This is a genomic window from Vibrio sp. CUB2 (genome assembly GCF_001557945.1).
Taxonomy (GTDB): Bacteria; Pseudomonadota; Gammaproteobacteria; order Enterobacterales; family Vibrionaceae; genus Vibrio; species Vibrio owensii.
Genome location: NZ_LNRB01000002.1, coordinates 150,175 through 166,037, shown reverse-complemented (window position 1 = coordinate 166,037; position 15,863 = coordinate 150,175). Strand labels below are relative to the sequence as shown.

Annotated in this window: 13 protein-coding genes; 8 read left to right on the top strand and 5 right to left on the bottom strand. The window is 46.5% G+C overall.

What is annotated here, in order from left to right:
* Nucleotides 1-35: 35 nt before the first annotated feature.
* The 3 genes from ATB78_RS03070 to ATB78_RS03060 all read right to left on the bottom strand — a co-directional run bounded on the left by ATB78_RS03070 (nt 36) and on the right by ATB78_RS03060 (nt 2,896).
* Nucleotides 36-647 carry a TIGR04211 family SH3 domain-containing protein gene (locus tag ATB78_RS03070; RefSeq protein WP_005436055.1) on the bottom strand — a complete coding sequence of 204 codons (612 nt, stop codon included), beginning with the start codon at nt 645-647 and terminating at the stop codon, nt 36-38.
* 178 nt (nt 648-825) lie between these two features.
* A complete protein-coding gene (locus ATB78_RS03065; protein ID WP_038893945.1) occupies nt 826-2,085 on the bottom strand; it encodes an inorganic phosphate transporter in 1,260 nt (419 codons plus the stop codon).
* Between the two features lie 130 nt (nt 2,086-2,215).
* Nucleotides 2,216-2,896 (bottom strand): TIGR00153 family protein, encoded by a 681-nt coding sequence (locus ATB78_RS03060; RefSeq protein WP_005431974.1) that lies wholly within the window; start codon nt 2,894-2,896, stop codon nt 2,216-2,218.
* A gap of 205 nt (nt 2,897-3,101) precedes the next feature.
* Between ATB78_RS03060 and ATB78_RS03055 the strand changes: the two genes are divergently transcribed.
* The gene (locus ATB78_RS03055; protein ID WP_061007781.1) at nt 3,102-4,634 is read left to right on the top strand and encodes an inorganic triphosphatase; all 1,533 of its coding nucleotides are present in this window, start codon (nt 3,102-3,104) and stop codon (nt 4,632-4,634) included.
* Nucleotides 4,635-4,665: 31 nt separating this feature from the next.
* Here ATB78_RS03055 and ATB78_RS03050 read toward each other — a convergent pair whose 3' ends face one another.
* Nucleotides 4,666-5,484: a potassium channel family protein gene (locus ATB78_RS03050; protein WP_061007780.1), complete on the bottom strand. Its 819-nt coding sequence runs from the start codon at nt 5,482-5,484 to the stop codon at nt 4,666-4,668.
* 48 nt (nt 5,485-5,532) lie between these two features.
* Here ATB78_RS03050 and ATB78_RS03045 point away from each other — a divergent pair, with 48 nt between their 5' ends.
* The 3 genes from ATB78_RS03045 (at nt 5,533) to hldE (ending at nt 11,261) form a co-directional block, all read left to right on the top strand.
* On the top strand, nt 5,533-6,789 hold the full coding sequence (locus ATB78_RS03045; RefSeq protein ID WP_061007779.1) for a methyl-accepting chemotaxis protein: 1,257 nt from the start codon (nt 5,533-5,535) through the stop codon (nt 6,787-6,789).
* 120 nt (nt 6,790-6,909) lie between these two features.
* Nucleotides 6,910-9,753, top strand: a complete 2,844-nt coding sequence (glnE, locus tag ATB78_RS03040) for a bifunctional [glutamate--ammonia ligase]-adenylyl-L-tyrosine phosphorylase/[glutamate--ammonia-ligase] adenylyltransferase (protein WP_061007778.1) — start codon at nt 6,910-6,912, stop codon at nt 9,751-9,753.
* Nucleotides 9,754-9,830: 77 nt separating this feature from the next.
* Nucleotides 9,831-11,261, top strand: a complete 1,431-nt coding sequence (hldE, locus tag ATB78_RS03035; RefSeq protein WP_005436078.1) for a bifunctional D-glycero-beta-D-manno-heptose-7-phosphate kinase/D-glycero-beta-D-manno-heptose 1-phosphate adenylyltransferase HldE — start codon at nt 9,831-9,833, stop codon at nt 11,259-11,261.
* Nucleotides 11,262-11,575: 314 nt separating this feature from the next.
* Here hldE and tolC read toward each other — a convergent pair whose 3' ends face one another.
* Complete coding sequence (gene tolC, locus ATB78_RS03030; protein ID WP_061007777.1) at nt 11,576-12,910, bottom strand: outer membrane channel protein TolC; 1,335 nt, start codon at nt 12,908-12,910, stop codon at nt 11,576-11,578.
* Between the two features lie 229 nt (nt 12,911-13,139).
* On the opposite strand from tolC, the gene nudF reads away from it, so the two are divergent.
* The 4 genes from nudF to yqiA all read left to right on the top strand — a co-directional run bounded on the left by nudF (nt 13,140) and on the right by yqiA (nt 15,741).
* Nucleotides 13,140-13,787 (top strand): ADP-ribose diphosphatase, encoded by a 648-nt coding sequence (gene nudF / locus ATB78_RS03025; RefSeq protein WP_005436080.1) that lies wholly within the window; start codon nt 13,140-13,142, stop codon nt 13,785-13,787.
* A gap of 2 nt (nt 13,788-13,789) precedes the next feature.
* The gene (locus ATB78_RS03020) at nt 13,790-14,233 is read left to right on the top strand and encodes a DUF1249 family protein (protein ID WP_009707750.1); all 444 of its coding nucleotides are present in this window, start codon (nt 13,790-13,792) and stop codon (nt 14,231-14,233) included.
* 61 nt (nt 14,234-14,294) lie between these two features.
* Nucleotides 14,295-15,101, top strand: a complete 807-nt coding sequence (gene cpdA / locus ATB78_RS03015) for a 3',5'-cyclic-AMP phosphodiesterase (protein ID WP_061007776.1) — start codon at nt 14,295-14,297, stop codon at nt 15,099-15,101.
* Between the two features lie 55 nt (nt 15,102-15,156).
* Complete coding sequence (yqiA, locus tag ATB78_RS03010) at nt 15,157-15,741, top strand: esterase YqiA (protein ID WP_033005255.1); 585 nt, start codon at nt 15,157-15,159, stop codon at nt 15,739-15,741.
* Nucleotides 15,742-15,863: the final 122 nt, after the last annotated feature.

The window sequence follows — 15,863 nt, the reverse complement described above, 5'->3', positions numbered from 1 at the left end:
GACTGGCTTTTCTTTATCTATTCAGCTGAAGGCAATTATGCCCAACCTGCTGGCGATTTCTTTCTGCGAGGAATCAGGTGTGGCAGCACCAGACCAAATAGCAGACCAAGACCTGCAACACCACCACCGTAAGTGAAGTACTTAAGTAGCATGTCGTCTTTTTGTGTGTCTAGCTTAGCGCGAAGTTCGCGGTTTTCTGTTTCAACAGAAGTAAGCTGGTCGCTGATTTCAGAGTATTTCTTCTCTAGATCAGAAATCTGTTGGTTGCGTGTTTCTAGTGATGTCACTAGACCCGCTTTTTCTGTGTCTGAGTTTTGGCGTGCGTTTGCAAGTTGAGATTTCACCTCTTTCAGCTCTTTCTCAATGCGAGGCATACGAATAGCCATGCTCTCTTGGTTTGTTACGAATTTGCTTTGCACCCAACCAGTACGGCCGCGTGAGTCACGAATCTGTGTGTAACCTGTGTCTTTGTTTGCTTGCAGCAGTTGTACTTTAGAGCCTGCGTTAACACTACCCATAATACGGTAAGTGTTGTTTGGACCAGAGTGCATAAAAGTGAATAGGTCATCAGAAATATAACGGTCTGCCGCTAGTGCCGCTGGCGCTGCTAGCAAAGTAAACAAAACCGTGATGAATAGTTTTTTCACAATAAATCCCTTAACGATTTTCTTGGATACAGCTTTGGCACCGAATGATTGGAGCCGGAAATAGACGAATATTATGCAGTTTCAAACCTCGGTGCAACAAAGAAGGGAGGCAAAGCCTCCCTTTCTGTGCGTTTGAGTCAATAATGACAAAGCGCTTACAATCTATTGACGGTCTGTCTTACGAGAACATCGCTTGGATGCTGTAGAAGAATACCACTGCCAATAGCGCGCCTGCTGGTAGCGTAACAATCCAAGATGCAACGATGTTACGAACCACACCTAGGTTAAGTGCTGCGATACCGCGAGCAAAACCTACACCTAGAACCGCACCCACTAGAGTTTGAGTAGTAGAGATAGGTAGACCAGTACCTGACGCTAGAACTACCGTACATGCTGTTGCAAGCTGAGCTGCAAAGCCACGGCTTGGTGTTAGTTCAGTAATACCAGTACCAACGGTAGCCATTACTTTGTGACCTAGTGTTGCTAGACCAACTACGATACCGAAACCACCTAGAGGAAGAATCCACCATGCGATTGTGCTCTTACCTGTGATTTCACCCATGTGTTCAACCGTTGATACAACAGCAGAAAGTGGACCAATCGCGTTAGCAACGTCGTTTGAACCGTGAGCAAATGCCATCGCACACGCAGTGATAACCATTAGTACGCTGAAGATGCCTTCTACGCCAGCAAAGCTGCGGTCTTCTTCGCGGTTAGCAAATTTCTTTTGAATGTAGAAGTAACCGCCAGCCATTACTGCTGCTGAGATTACGGCTGCCCACATCCATGCTTCACCGTTACTTAGGTGAAGACCAACGTGTTTCAGACCTTTTTTGATGGTTACAAGCGCGATCACCATTGTCGTGATGAACATGTAAACAGGTACAAAACGTTTCGCGTTAAATAGTGGGTTCTCTGTATCGAAAATCAGGCGTTGTGCACTGACAAATATAACGTAAGCAAAGAAGCCTGAGATAACCGGAGTAATAATCCAGCTACCAACGATGCCTTGAACGCTGCCCCAGTCCACTGCTTCTGTACCTACAGACACACATGCGAAACCGATGATTGCACCGATAATAGAGTGAGTCGTAGAAACTGGCCAACCCATGTATGACGCAAGCAGTAGCCATGTACCTGCCGCTAGAAGCGCAGACATCATACCAAATACAAGGACATCAGGTTGATGAGCGAATAGAGACGTTTCGATAACACCTTTACGGATCGTATCGGTAACTTCACCACCTGCAAGGTATGCACCCGCAAATTCAAAGATCATTGCGATAATGATCGCTTGTTTAACGGTTAGCGCTTTCGAGCCGACTGAGGTGCCCATTGCGTTCGCAACGTCATTTGCACCAATACCAATAGCCATCAAGAAACCGAAAGCTGCTGCAACAATAATCAGGACAGTGCCGTAGTTAGCGAGGATATCCATCGTAATACCTAGTTGTTTTATAACAAGCGGAGCAAAATTTTGCGCGCGTCAGACCATAAGACGGTGAAAATAGTCATCGTCCATCTGACACGCGTTAATAATGCTCTTCGTTATGTCGTTAACTTATGTTTTAAGATCGAGATAGCATGACTTCCAAACGAGCACCTACGCGCTGCGCTTGGTCGGCAATACCACCTACCCATTCAAGAATCTTGTACAAGAACATGACATCGATAGGGTTCATGTCAGCTTCAATCGCCATGAGTTGTTGGCGAAGTTCAATCTGCATTGCATCGGTATCATCTTCAATAACGTCCAACTGATGAATCATTTCAGCAACGAGCGTTACTTCACGGCCTTTGAAGCCGGTCTCTAGAAGTTCATCAAGTTCGTTGATCACTTTTTGCGCCTGATCAGCCGCATCAAGACAACGTTGAACGTATGCGAGGAAGTTTGGTTGGAGAGCCTCAGGAATGACAAGTTGTCGACCATATACACGGCCAGCAATGTCTTTTGCCAGGTTAGCAAGTTTGTCTTGTTGAGTTAGAAGCTCAAGCATGTCAGTACGATCGACTGGCATAAACAAACCGCGAGGCAGTTTTAGACGGATTTCACGTTTCAGCACGTCCGCTTCTTTCTCTAGGTGAGAAATTTGAGCACGGATTTCAGCTGCTTTTTCCCAGTCACCCTTTGAAGAAACTTCAAAGAACTTAACCAGGTGTGAACAACATTCGTTGACACACACAACGTGGCGCTGCAAAGGCTTAATTGGGGACTTTGCAAATAACCCCATAATTGTATTTACTGGCATGGTCATTCAACCTAATAACTATAACCTTAAAAAAACATACACCATTTCTTGGCGAAATGTTGAACGATGGCTATAAAGGCGCGCATGTTAACGCATTAAATCGCTCATTAAAACTGTTTTAGATCATCATTCGGGTGATATTTCTTTCTTGCCGTGTGAGAAATTAGGCAATATCCTGTTTCTATCTGCTTTGAAAGGTATAGCTATGGAAACCGAGATAGAACTGAAGTTTTTTGTTTCTCCTGAATTTTCAGAAACTTTAAGAGCTAAAATTTCCGAAACAAAAGTACTTCAGCACAGTAGTCGTGACTTAGGTAACACCTACTTTGATACCGCTGATAAATGGTTAAGAAAGCACGACATTGGTTTAAGAATTCGCCGTTTTGATGATGTTTTTGTCCAGACTGTAAAAACAGCAGGACGCGTTGTTGCTGGCCTTCATCAAAGACCAGAATACAATGCCGAGCACACCAGTAATGAGCCGGACCTCACGCTTCATCCTTCTGATATCTGGCCAGCAGGTAAAGATATCGCAACACTGCAAGCGGAGCTGACGCCTCTATTCTCTACTAACTTCACTCGTGAACAATGGCTGATTGGTATGCCTGATGGCAGCCAAATCGAAGTCGCGTTCGACCAAGGTGCCGTGATTGCCCTAGGTGAAGACGGAGAAGAAAAGCAAGACCCTATCTGTGAAGTGGAACTTGAACTCAAATCTGGTCAAACAGATGCACTGTTTACCCTTGCTCGCAGCCTATGTGAAGCGGGTGGTATGCGTCTAGGCAACTTAAGCAAAGCGGCCAAAGGCTACCGTTTGGCAAGTGGCTATACGGGTGATGAAGTGAAGCCGCTGGCATTGGTCGACAGCAGCAAAAACGACACCGTGGAATACTGCCTAATTAACTCATTAGAGCATGCGTTAGCACACTGGCATTACCATGAGCAAATCTACGCAGAGCGTGATTGTGTCGAATCACTAAGAGAAATCGTCAACGCAATTCGCTTTATCCGCCAAACGTTCACTATCTTTGGCAGCATGGTGCCACGCCGAGCAAGTGCGATTCTGCGCCAAGAAATGAAATGGTTGGAAGAAGAGCTTGAGTGGCTCGATGAGCACGCACATTTAGAAGAGCTACTGGACGATAAAGGCAACGTGCTGCGCAAACTGGACGCACGTAAGTTCCTTGTTTCTGAGTTGACTCAACAACTGGGCGAGCTACCAAGCCGTGAAGAAGTGTTAGAGCTGCTAAGTTCTGCTCGCTACACCAGTCTGCTATTGGATTTGAGTCGTTGGATTCTGACGCGTGGTTGGCAGCCGTTTTTGGATGATAAAGCGCGCGAAAAGATGTCGAGTAACATCCAACCGTTCTCAGTGAAGCAACTGGATCGCACTTGGGCTGAGTTGATGGAAGCTTTTCCTGCTGAGCGTGATTTGTCAGCACAAGAATATGTCGATCAACGTTACCGTCTGCTGCGTAATCTTTACACTGGTATTGGCTTCGCGAGTTTGTACGATGCAGAAGAGCGCACCAGCTTCCGTCTACCATGGGCGGACTTGGTACATGGTATTGACGACCTGCTCATGCTCAACCATTTGCTGCCATTAGTTGGCATGCTAGAAGGGGAAGAGCAAGAACAGTTAGAGCGTTGGCTACATCGCCAAGAGCGCTCCATCTTGCACGCGATGGATCAGACTCGCGCTATCAGCGTGGAAGTTGAGCCCTACTGGCAAGAATAAGATGACTACAAAAAATAGGACCTTGAAGGTCCTATTTTTTTGTCTGTTGTTTCTGTTTATTGAGTTCGTCTTCGATGGATTGGAGTCTATCTAGGATCTGCTCTTGCCTATCCAATACTTGTTCCAACAGCTTCTCTTTATTCTTCGAACGGTTATCTTGCTGACGAGTGGGAGCGGTCAGGAACGAGGTGATTAAACCTGAAATCATACCGAAGATACCAACACCGCATATGATGATCAGCACGGCAAGCAGCTTCCCTCCCGTCGTCACTGGATAATGGTCACCATAACCAACGGTCGAAATAGTAACAAAGGCCCACCACAATGCGTCTGTTCCTGTCTGAATGTTGGCATCAGGGTTTTGCCCTTCAATAAACAGCATCGCACTAGAACCTAAAGTAATCAGTACCACCATTAACAACAGAATGGATGCTAATGTGGTTTCACGACGGTTTTGCTTGAGCTGGAAAAGAATGAATTTAGAAGAGCGCAGTACCAGAATGACGCGCAAGATATGGAATAAGCGGGCGAAGCGCAAAGGCTCAATCATTGGGATGCTCGCCACAAAATCGATCCAGTGATGCTTAAGAAACAACCTGCGATCTGTGGCTCGGATCAAATCTATAGTGAGCTGCAGTATAAAAATACTACAGATTATAAAATCCAGACCGATAAAGACTTGACGGGTTTCGTGATCAAGCGGGAAAAACAACAGGCCAGAGATCACAAATAGCGCCATGAAGGACAAGATTAGTGATAGCAACCCCATCGGTTTAGTGCTGTCTTTGATATCATAGTTTTTCATACGAAGCTCGAAATAAATCGCGCAACCAGAACCAAGCGCGAGCATAACTATAAGTAAGATAAAGACTATATAAGACTCGGTGGAGAACTGACAATGGAAAAGCTGGCATTTAAGCCGTGGGAAAGGGTGATATCCGACATCAAGCTCGTTCCGAAAATGGTCATGTTGATGGTATTCAGTACCATCCTGATTGTGGCAAAACAATTATGGGACGCGAGCACGTTCTATAACTCATTATTAGCGGCAACACAGAACGAGCAAGTTGCCCAACAACATTACGAAGCCTACCTAACGCAAGTGGCGTGGCAAACCGCGATACTCATTGCTGTGTTTGTGGTGCTATTGCTCGCCGCTGCGCGTGTCATGCTGCGTCAAACACAATACTTAAATGATGCGATCAAGTTGATGGCAAGCAAAAATCTGTCTGTGCCATTTGGTATGGATTGTAAAGATGAATATGGTGATGTCGCGCGTGAGCTAGAGAAAACGCGTCGTCAGCTGCATGATGTGATTCAAATGCAGATCAATGCTTCTGATGAGCTTTCTACGCTGACGGAAGTGATGACACTCAGCATGTCAGAAACCAAAGAATCAGCACAAGAAGAGTTCAACGAGATCGATCAGCTAGCTACCGTAATGAGCGAGATGTCATCTACGGTTCAAACGGTAGCAGAGCACGCTCAAACAGCATCATCTCTTACCGAACAAGCATCCACTCAAGCTGTGACTGGTCAGCAGTTCTTACAGAAAACCGTCTCTAAGATGAGCGAACTGTCTTCTGATATCGCTTCTTCAGCAAGCGCGGTTAACCAAGTGGAAGAGCGTGTTGATGCCATCGGCAGCGTAGTTGGCACCATTCAAGGTATTTCAGAACAAACCAACTTGCTTGCACTGAACGCTGCAATTGAAGCTGCACGTGCGGGTGAGGCGGGCCGTGGCTTTGCAGTAGTAGCTGATGAAGTTCGCAACCTTGCTCAACGCACGCAGCAAGCAACGGTAGAAATCCAAGAGATGATCACTCAGCTTCAAGCGAGCGCAACCTCAGCGGTAGAGTTGATGGAGAAGAGTGTGGTTGAGGCGGCCGAAGGTGTTGAGCTGGTTTCAAATGCTGGCACTGAGCTTGACGGCATTGTTGGCCAAGTGACGCAAATTAACGACATGAACTTCCAGATTGCAACGGCATCAGGTCAGCAAAGCAGCGTCGCAGAAGAAATGAGCCAGAACTTAACCAATGTTCGTGAGCTTGTGGAAGCATCGGTCGTGGTGGTCAGCGAGTTGCTAGAGACCTCTGAGATGATGCAAAACAATGCTGAAGAGCTCGACAAGAAGATTAAATCTTTCGAAGTCTAGTTTCAGCAAGCTTTGATAAAACGCCCACAAACCTTTTGTGGGCGTTTTTATTTGTGCCAACTCTGGTATAAAAGAATGTATACCTCTCAAACCACAGTGCTTTTCACACAAGGAAGAAAAATGCAGCTGCCTTCGTCACTGATTTCTGTCGCGGATTCTGCGGTTCAAAACGCCGAGCAAGCGGGATACTTTCAACAATGGCCAACCGAGATTGCTGAGCAATTTCGTTTTGTGTCTGGGTTAAGTAAGTTCATTACCGAAGCGATTCATCGTGATGAGACACTCGCACAAAACTTGCCAAGCATGCTGGCAGAAAGCAGTCGACAACAAGCTTATCGTACACGCCTTGCCGATCTCTTAGCTGAATGCCAAGATGAAATGGCAGGCCACCGTGTGCTGCGTCAGTTCCGTAACCGCGAAATGGTCTACATTGCATGGAAAGACTTTACCCACACTTGGACACTAGAAGAGTCGCTCAGTCATTTGTCTCAATTGGCCGAAGCGATGATCTTCGAAACTTATCAATGGCAATACAAGATTTGCTGTAATGAGTGGGGCACGCCAGCCAATGCCGAAGGTGAAGCGCAACCTATGCTGATCATCGGCATGGGTAAGCTTGGCGGTGGTGAGCTTAACTTCTCTTCTGACATCGACTTGATTTTCACGTACCCAGAAAACGGTGAGACGCAAGGTGCGCGCCGCAGCATAGCCAACGCGCAGTTCTTTACTCGTTTGGGTCAACGCATCATTAAAGCACTCGACCAACAAACCTTTGATGGTTTCTGTTACCGCGTGGATATGCGTTTACGTCCATTTGGTGAAAGTGGTCCGTTGGTGATGAGCTATGCCGCGCTCGAAGATTACTACCAAGAACAAGGAAGGGATTGGGAACGTTACGCGATGATCAAAGCGCGCGTGATGGGTAGTGAAATGTATCCGCAATATCAAGAGTTGCGCCAGATGCTGCGTCCGTTTGTTTTCCGCCGTTATATCGACTTCAGTGCGATTCAATCCCTGCGTCGCATGAAATCCATGATCAGCAGTGAAGTGCGCCGTCGTGGTTTGAGCAATAACATCAAGTTGGGTGCGGGCGGCATTCGTGAGATTGAGTTTATCGCTCAAGTGTTCCAGTTAATTCGTGGTGGTCGCGAGCCATCTTTACGTGGTCGAGGCCTGCTAGAAACCTTGAATGCCATTGGTGAGCTAGGTCAGCTCACACAGCCAGAGGTCGATAATCTTGAAGCGGCTTATAAGTACCTGCGCCAGTTAGAAAACCTGTTGCAAGCGATGGCGGACAAGCAAACGCAAACCTTGCCCGGTTGTGCTGACGAGCAATTAAAACTTGCTACTGCGATGCGCTTTGATAGTTGGGATGCGCTCATTGCTCAAACGCAACAGCACATGGCAAACGTGCACAAGGTGTTTGAAAGCTTGATTGGTGATGATGAAGAGGACGAAGCGGAAACCGTCGCTCGTCATTTCCACGAATTGTGGGACATGGCGACCAAGCAAGACGTGCTCGAACACGTTCTACAAGAGGACATCAAAGCCGAGAATCCAGAACAGCTGGCGAAAACCATTATGCAGTTCAAAGCGGACTTGGCGAAGAAGACGCTTGGACCTCGTGGGCGAGAAGTGCTGACCAAGCTAATGCCAAAAGTCTTCGATGCGGTGTTTGCTCATCCTGATGCGCAGTTTGGCTTGCCGCGAGTTTTACATTTGCTGCATAACATCTGTACGCGAACAACGTACCTTGAGCTGTTGGATGAACATCCGGCGGCGTTAGTGCAACTGGTTCGCCTGTGTACCGCTAGCCCAATGATTTCTGAGCAGCTATCGCGTTATCCGATTCTGCTTGATGAGTTGATCGATCCTCAGCATCTGTACAACCCAATTCCACTTGATAGCTACCGAACAGAGTTACGAGATTTCCTTGCCCGCATCCCAGAGGATGATATGGAGCAGCAGATGGAAGCGCTGCGCCAGTTCAAGCAGATCTGCATCTTACGTATTGCCGCCGCGGACATTGCTGGTGTCCTTCCTGTGATGAAAGTGAGTGACCACTTAACCTACTTGGCAGAAGCAATTGTGGAAGCGGTAGTGAACCAAGCTTGGTTACAAGTGTCGGAAAAATATGGCGAACCAACGCATGTGAAAGATCGTGAAGGTAAAGGTTTCGCCGTGATTGGTTACGGCAAAGTTGGCGGTTGGGAGCTGGGTTATAACTCAGACCTCGATATCGTGTTTATGCACGATTGCCCAGTGAACGTCTACACCGATGGTAAGAAAGAAATCGATGGTCGCCAGTTTTACCTTCGTTTGGCACAGCGCATCATTCATATTTTCTCGACCCGCACAGCATCAGGCATTCTGTACGAAGTGGATACTCGCTTACGTCCATCTGGCGCTTCGGGGTTATTGGTTAGTCCAACTGATGCTTTTGATGACTATCAACACAAAGATGCATGGACATGGGAGCATCAAGCCCTTGTTCGAGCGCGTATGATTTATGGTGATGAGCCTTTGGCTATCGCCTTCCACAACACCCGTCATGATGTGTTGTGTAAACAGCGTGACCAAGACGCACTGAAGAAAGACGTGGTCGATATGCGTGAGAAAATGCGTGACCACTTGGGTGGGAAAAAATCCGGTCGTTTTATGCTGAAGCAAGACAACGGCGGTATTACCGATATTGAATTTCTCGCTCAATACCTTGTGCTCAACTACAGTCACAGTAAGCCGAAGCTGATTCGCTGGTGCGATAACGTGCGTATTTTTGAAACCCTGATTGCACAAGGTGTCATGGAAGAAGATCAAGCGATGCAATTGACGCGCGCATACACATCAATGCGTGATGAGATTCATCGTCGAAACTTGCTCAACTTGGATGCCGATGTGGCGGAAGAGAAATTTGTTGCAGAGCGAGAGTGGGTGAAGCAAGCATGGAATCAATGGTTTGCCTAAGCAGAAGTAGTGCACAAGGTTCAGCCTAGAAAAAGGCTGTGTTAAACTCACCACGATTTAATTTTTGGAGACCAATAATGAAACCAATTCTACCTGATTACAACAGCGCTGGTGTGCTAATCATCGGTGATGTCATGCTAGATCGTTACTGGTATGGCCCGACTGGACGTATCTCTCCTGAAGCGCCAGTACCTGTTGTTAAAGTAGAAAACAATGAAGAGCGTCCGGGTGGTGCTGCGAACGTGGCAATGAACATTGCTTCACTTGGCGGTCATGCTCACATTGTTGGTCTAACGGGTATGGATGAGCCAGCGAAAGTACTGACGGAAACGTTGAACTCGCTAAAAGTGAAATGCGATTTCGTGGCGCTGCCAGAATATCCGACTATCACTAAACTACGCGTGATGAGCCGTGGTCAGCAACTGATTCGTCTGGACTTCGAAGACAAGTTCGAGAACACAGATGCAGAACCCGTGCTGTCTCGCATGGAAACCGCACTGCCAAGTGTGAAAGCGGTGATCATGTCTGACTACGCGAAAGGTTCTCTAGAGCACGTTCAGGCATACATCCAAAAAGCGCGCGCAGCAAACATCCCAGTCTTCATTGACCCGAAAGGTGCAGATTTTGAGCGCTACCGCGGCGCAACACTGCTTACTCCAAACATGAAAGAGTTTGAAGACGTAGTGGGCAAAGTGAAATCTGACCAAGAGCTAGTCGAGAAAGCGCTGGCTTTGGTTGAAGAGTTCGAGTTTGAAGCGTTATTGGTAACACGCAGCGAAAACGGTATGACCTTGATTCGCCGTGGCCAAGAGCCGTTCCATTTGCCGACCCAAGCGAAAGAAGTGTACGACGTGACAGGCGCTGGCGATACGGTTATCTCTGTTCTTGCGGCATCTGTTGCTGCGGGTAAATCATTTGAAGAAGCGTGTGCACTGGCAAACGCAGCCGCAGGTGTTGTGGTTGGTAAACTGGGTACGTCAACGCTTTCTGAGATTGAGTTGGCAGAAGCGATTCACGGTAGCCAAGATACAGACTACGGTGTGATTTCAGAACAAGCACTGATTGAAGCAGTGAAGAAAGCACGTGCGAAAGGCGAGAAGGTTGTAATGACTAATGGCTGTTTTGACATTCTACACGCAGGCCATGTGTCTTACCTAAACCACGCTGCTGAGCTAGGCGATCGCCTAATCGTTGCCGTAAATACTGATGACTCCGTTAAGCGCCTAAAAGGCCCTGGTCGTCCAGTAAACCCAACCGATCGTCGTATGGCGGTATTGGCAGGTCTTGGCGCGGTAGATTGGGTAGTACCTTTCAGTGAAGACACTCCACAACGTTTGATCTCTGAAGTGTTGCCAAGCTTGCTAGTAAAAGGTGGTGACTACAAACCAGAAGAGATCGCTGGTGGTAAGGAAGTGATTGCCGCAGGTGGTGAAGTTCGCGTACTGAACTTTGAAGATGGCTGTTCAACCAGCGAAATCATCAACGCAATTAAAGGTGGTAAAGGCTAATTCCTTTCTCACTAAATTCTACAAACTAATTACTAAAGGTCGCTTTCGAGCGGCCTTTGTTGTTTTTGGTGGAGTGAGTCTAACCATAAACGCATTCCAGTCCTCCCACTTTTCAAGGGGGAGTTAGAGGGGGTTAATGCTCGGTCTGATTGAAAACCAGTGTCGTCAATTAGAGCGAGAAGCAACCCCTACCTAACCCTCCCCTTAGAAAGGGGGAGGGGATCTAAAGTGCACTTGGCTTGGTTATTGACCCCAATAAAAAACGCCAGTTGAAAATTCAACTGGCGTTTTGTGTGTTACTTAGCTATCGATGTTTAGTTTGCTGGCTTAAGGCCTGCATCAACATCTAGGATATCTTGTTCGCTTAGTGTACCTACTGCTTGACGTAGCTGAAGGCCCGCAAGAATGTAGTTGTAACGAGCATCTGATAGGTTTTTGTTCGCATCGTATAGACGACGAGTTGCGTCTAGTACATCAACGATAGTACGAGTACCTACATCGAAACCAGCTTCTGTTGCTTCAAGTGCAGACTGTGCTGACACTACAGATTGCTCGTACGCTTTTAGTGCGCCGATAGAAGCGTTGATGTTGTTGTTCTGTGCACGCACTTCTTTCACAACACTACGGTATTCAGCTTCTAGGTTTTCACTTGCTGCAACGTAGTTGAACTCTGCTTGTTTCACTTCAGAGGTAGCACGACCACCCGTGTATAGTGGCACTGCTAAGTTTACACCCACATTGAAGCCATCAGTTGTGTTATCCGATGTGCTTTCTGCTGTATCAGAGTAGTTGTAACCACCGTCAAGAGATAGCGTTGGTAGGTGGCCAGAACTTGCTAGCGAGATGTTGTCACGAGCAATATCTTGTGAGATACGCGCAGACAGTAGGCTCAAGTTGGTTGTTTTTGCTTCTTCAACTAGAGTTTCAGCAGCGGTGCTTGGACGGCTTGCTGAGAAACGAGCAGTATCAAGAACGTTTAGGTTTTTGTGTTCTTGACCTGTGATTTCACGTAGTGACTCGTAGCTGTTGATCAGATCGTTTTCCGCCAACACTTCGTCTGCCAATACTGCATCGTACTGTGCTTGCGCATCGTGTACGTCAGTGATTGCCGATAGACCTACTTCAAAACGTTGCTTAGTTTGTTCTAGCTGACGGCCAACGGCTGCTTTTTCTGCACGAACGAATACTAGGTTGTCTTGTGCACGCAATACCTCAAAGTAAGCTTGAGAAACACGAAGGATCAAACCTTGTTGTGTTGCTGCGTAAGTTGCGTCCGATTGACGTGCCGTTTTCTCAGCCGTATCTAGCGTGATCCATGATGCACGGTTGTACAGCTCTTGCGAAAAGCCAACACCAGCAGACAAGACGTTTTGGTCGTTGCTGCGATCTTGCAACGCGATATTGTTGTTGTCGTAGTCAGTATCACCACGAGCGATATCGTAACCCGCTGTTAGGTTGATTTGTGGTAGTAGGGCACTGCGGCTAGAGTTGATTGCTTCAAAAGCTTGATCACGCTGCGCTGCTACACTGAGCAATTGAGGGTCGTTTTGTTTTGCTAAGTCATAGATTTCAGCAAGAGAGTCTGCCCATGCAGATGTGCTCATACTGCCTAGCGCTGCACTGATAAATAGTGGAAGCAGTTTTTTCATTTTCCATTCCCGCGGTATATAGATTGGTTAATTCTCAGTAGTTTAACTCAATTTGGACGATATTTACTCGAAACTTTGCACTTTTTTACACGTAATTATCCACTTGTGCAATAAATAATTGGGAAACGCTTAAAATAATTTATAACTATTGTACAAAAAGTTGAGCCAAGTCCTTTGAGCAAGCGAATAACAATGAGTAAACTACAAGATTCACTCAGAGAGGTGTTGAATGCAACAGTGTGACAAGCAACAAAATGATTTTACTCCCCAAGATGTGGAAATAATCTCAAAAGAAACCGTGTTTAAAGGCTTCTTTAAAATGGTGAAATACCGTTTTAAGCATAGATTATTCGCAGGCGGATGGAGTGGGATTGTCGAACGAGAAATGTTCGAACGTGGTCATGCTGCTGCCATGCTCCCGTATGATCCTGTGACTGATCAGGTAGTGATCATTGAACAGATCCGCGTTGGCGCATTAGAACATTCGCATCCTTGGCAGCTAGAAATTGTCGCTGGCATGATTGATCGTGACGAGTCATCAGAAGAAGTGATTCGTCGAGAAGCGGAAGAAGAAGCGGGTATCCAAGTCGGACGTGTGGCTTCGGTTACCTCTTATTACCCTTCTTCTGGTGGTTGTTCTGAAAAGCTTGATGTGTTCATCGGTGAAGTCGATGCAACTAAAGCGCATGGCATTCATGGTTTAGACTATGAAAATGAAGATATTCGAGTTCATGTGATCAGCCGTGAAACTGCGTATCAATGGGTGAAGGATGGAAAATTCGAAAATGGTGCCTCAATCATTGCACTTCAATGGTTACAATTGAATCACCAAGAATTGACATCACAATGGGGACAAACCTCAAAGGTGGAGAAATAATAATGGCGCAAGTAGCTGAAAAACAGCGATACCATGTTGACTTAGCGGGTCTGATGAGAACTTATGAGACCAACTACGCCAAGCTGAACGCTTTGCTGCCTGTCTCTGCCGAAGTTGGTGATGTTCGTTGCTACCAAGCGGCGAACATGGTTTACCAACTGACCGTGAATGAAATCACAAAATACACCACAGTTGTTGAGATATGTCAGAGTGATGAAACACCAGTGTTTCCTTTACCTACGATGTCTGTCAGGCTTTATCACGATGCGAGAGTCGCCGAAGTATGCTCAAGCGGAGAGTTTTCTCGCATCAAAGCTAAATATGATTATCCCAACGACCAGTTGATGCAGAAAGATGAAAAGCATCAGCTTAATACGTTCCTTGGTGAATGGCTGACGTTCTGTTTACGAAGTGGCATTAGTAGAACGCCACTTGCCTTCAATTGATTGTCACGTCGTTAAGGGAAAATAACAAAAAACAATATAGTGGACGAATCAGGTTTTCATTTTGCAATCATCTAGTGACAGCATAAAGCTATTACAAATCACGGATACTCATCTGTTTGAAGCCGATGAGGGCAGCTTGCTGAGCGTAAGAACCGCCGACAGCTTTGCTGCTGTGATACAAGAGGTTCTTCATCGTCAGGTGCAGTTTGAATACGTTTTGGCAACTGGCGATATTTCACAGGACCACAGTGCAGAGTCTTATCAGCGTTTTGCTGAAGGCATCACGCCGCTGAAAAAAGATTGTTTCTGGCTTCCGGGAAACCACGACTACAAGCCAAACATGGGCAGTGTACTGCCATCTCCTCAAATTCAAGCCGTTGAGCATCTAATGCTTGGCGAGCATTGGCAGTTGATTCTATTGGATTCACAAGTGGTAGGCGTACCTCACGGGCGCTTAAGTGATCAGCAATTGTCTCTGTTGGAAGAAAAGTTAGCGGAAAACCCGCAAAGACACACCTTGGTGCTTTTACACCACCACCCACTTTTAGTTGGTAGTGCGTGGCTTGACCAACACACGCTGAAAGATGCAGAAGCATTCTGGCAAGTCGTGGACCGTTTTGAGAACGTAAAAGGCATTTTATGTGGTCATGTGCACCAAGACATGAATGTTCTTTATAATGGCATCCGCGTGATGGCAACGCCGTCAACTTGTGTGCAGTTCAAACCGAATTCCGATGACTTCGCCTTGGATACTGAATCTCCAGGTTGGCGAGAACTTGAGTTGCACAGTAATGGCGACATTACGACTGAGGTCAACCGTTTACCAGATGGACAATTCCAGCCAGACTTTACCTCAAACGGATACTAATCATTATCACGCCCGAACCTTATGTTCGGGCTTACTTTTTTAACTTGAGGTGATCATGAGTAAACCTTCTTTGTTGCTTTATATCCATGGCTTTAACAGTTCGCCGCTTTCGATGAAGGCGAATTTAATGAAAGCGTTCTGTGAGCAGCAACGACCGGACATCAAGGTTATCGTGCCTCAATTGCCGTGTTTCCCTCAACTGGCTGCTCAATGCCTATTGGATATCGTTGAGCAATACAAAGACGACTACAACATTGGTTTAGTGGGGAGTTCTTTGGGGGGCTATATGTCGACTTGGCTTAATGCAAAGTTTGGCTTTCCTGCCGTCGTTGTTAACCCAGCAGTGAAGCCTTATGAATTGCTGGTGGATTACCTCGGTGAACAAACTAACCCATATACGCACGAAACCTATACACTTGAGGCCTGTCATATTGACGAGCTAAAAGCACTTGATGTACAAAGCATCGCGTCGCCTGAGAGCTTCTGGCTTTTACAGCAAACTGAAGACGAGGTTTTAGACTACCGCCAAGCCGTAGAAAAGTTCGCAAACGCGAAACAAACGGTAGAAGAAGGCGGTGATCACAGTTTTGTAGGCTTTGAGCGTTATCCTGCTCAAATCATTGAATTCCTAAAACTGTAATACTAACGAGACGATTGGAATAGGCTCATAGTTTTCATTGCTATATCCAACCGTTTCTTGACATAGTTGGCAGGCTTTCCGACTATGTTTTGCCAAAAAGATCTTAAGGGTATGAAGCCCTG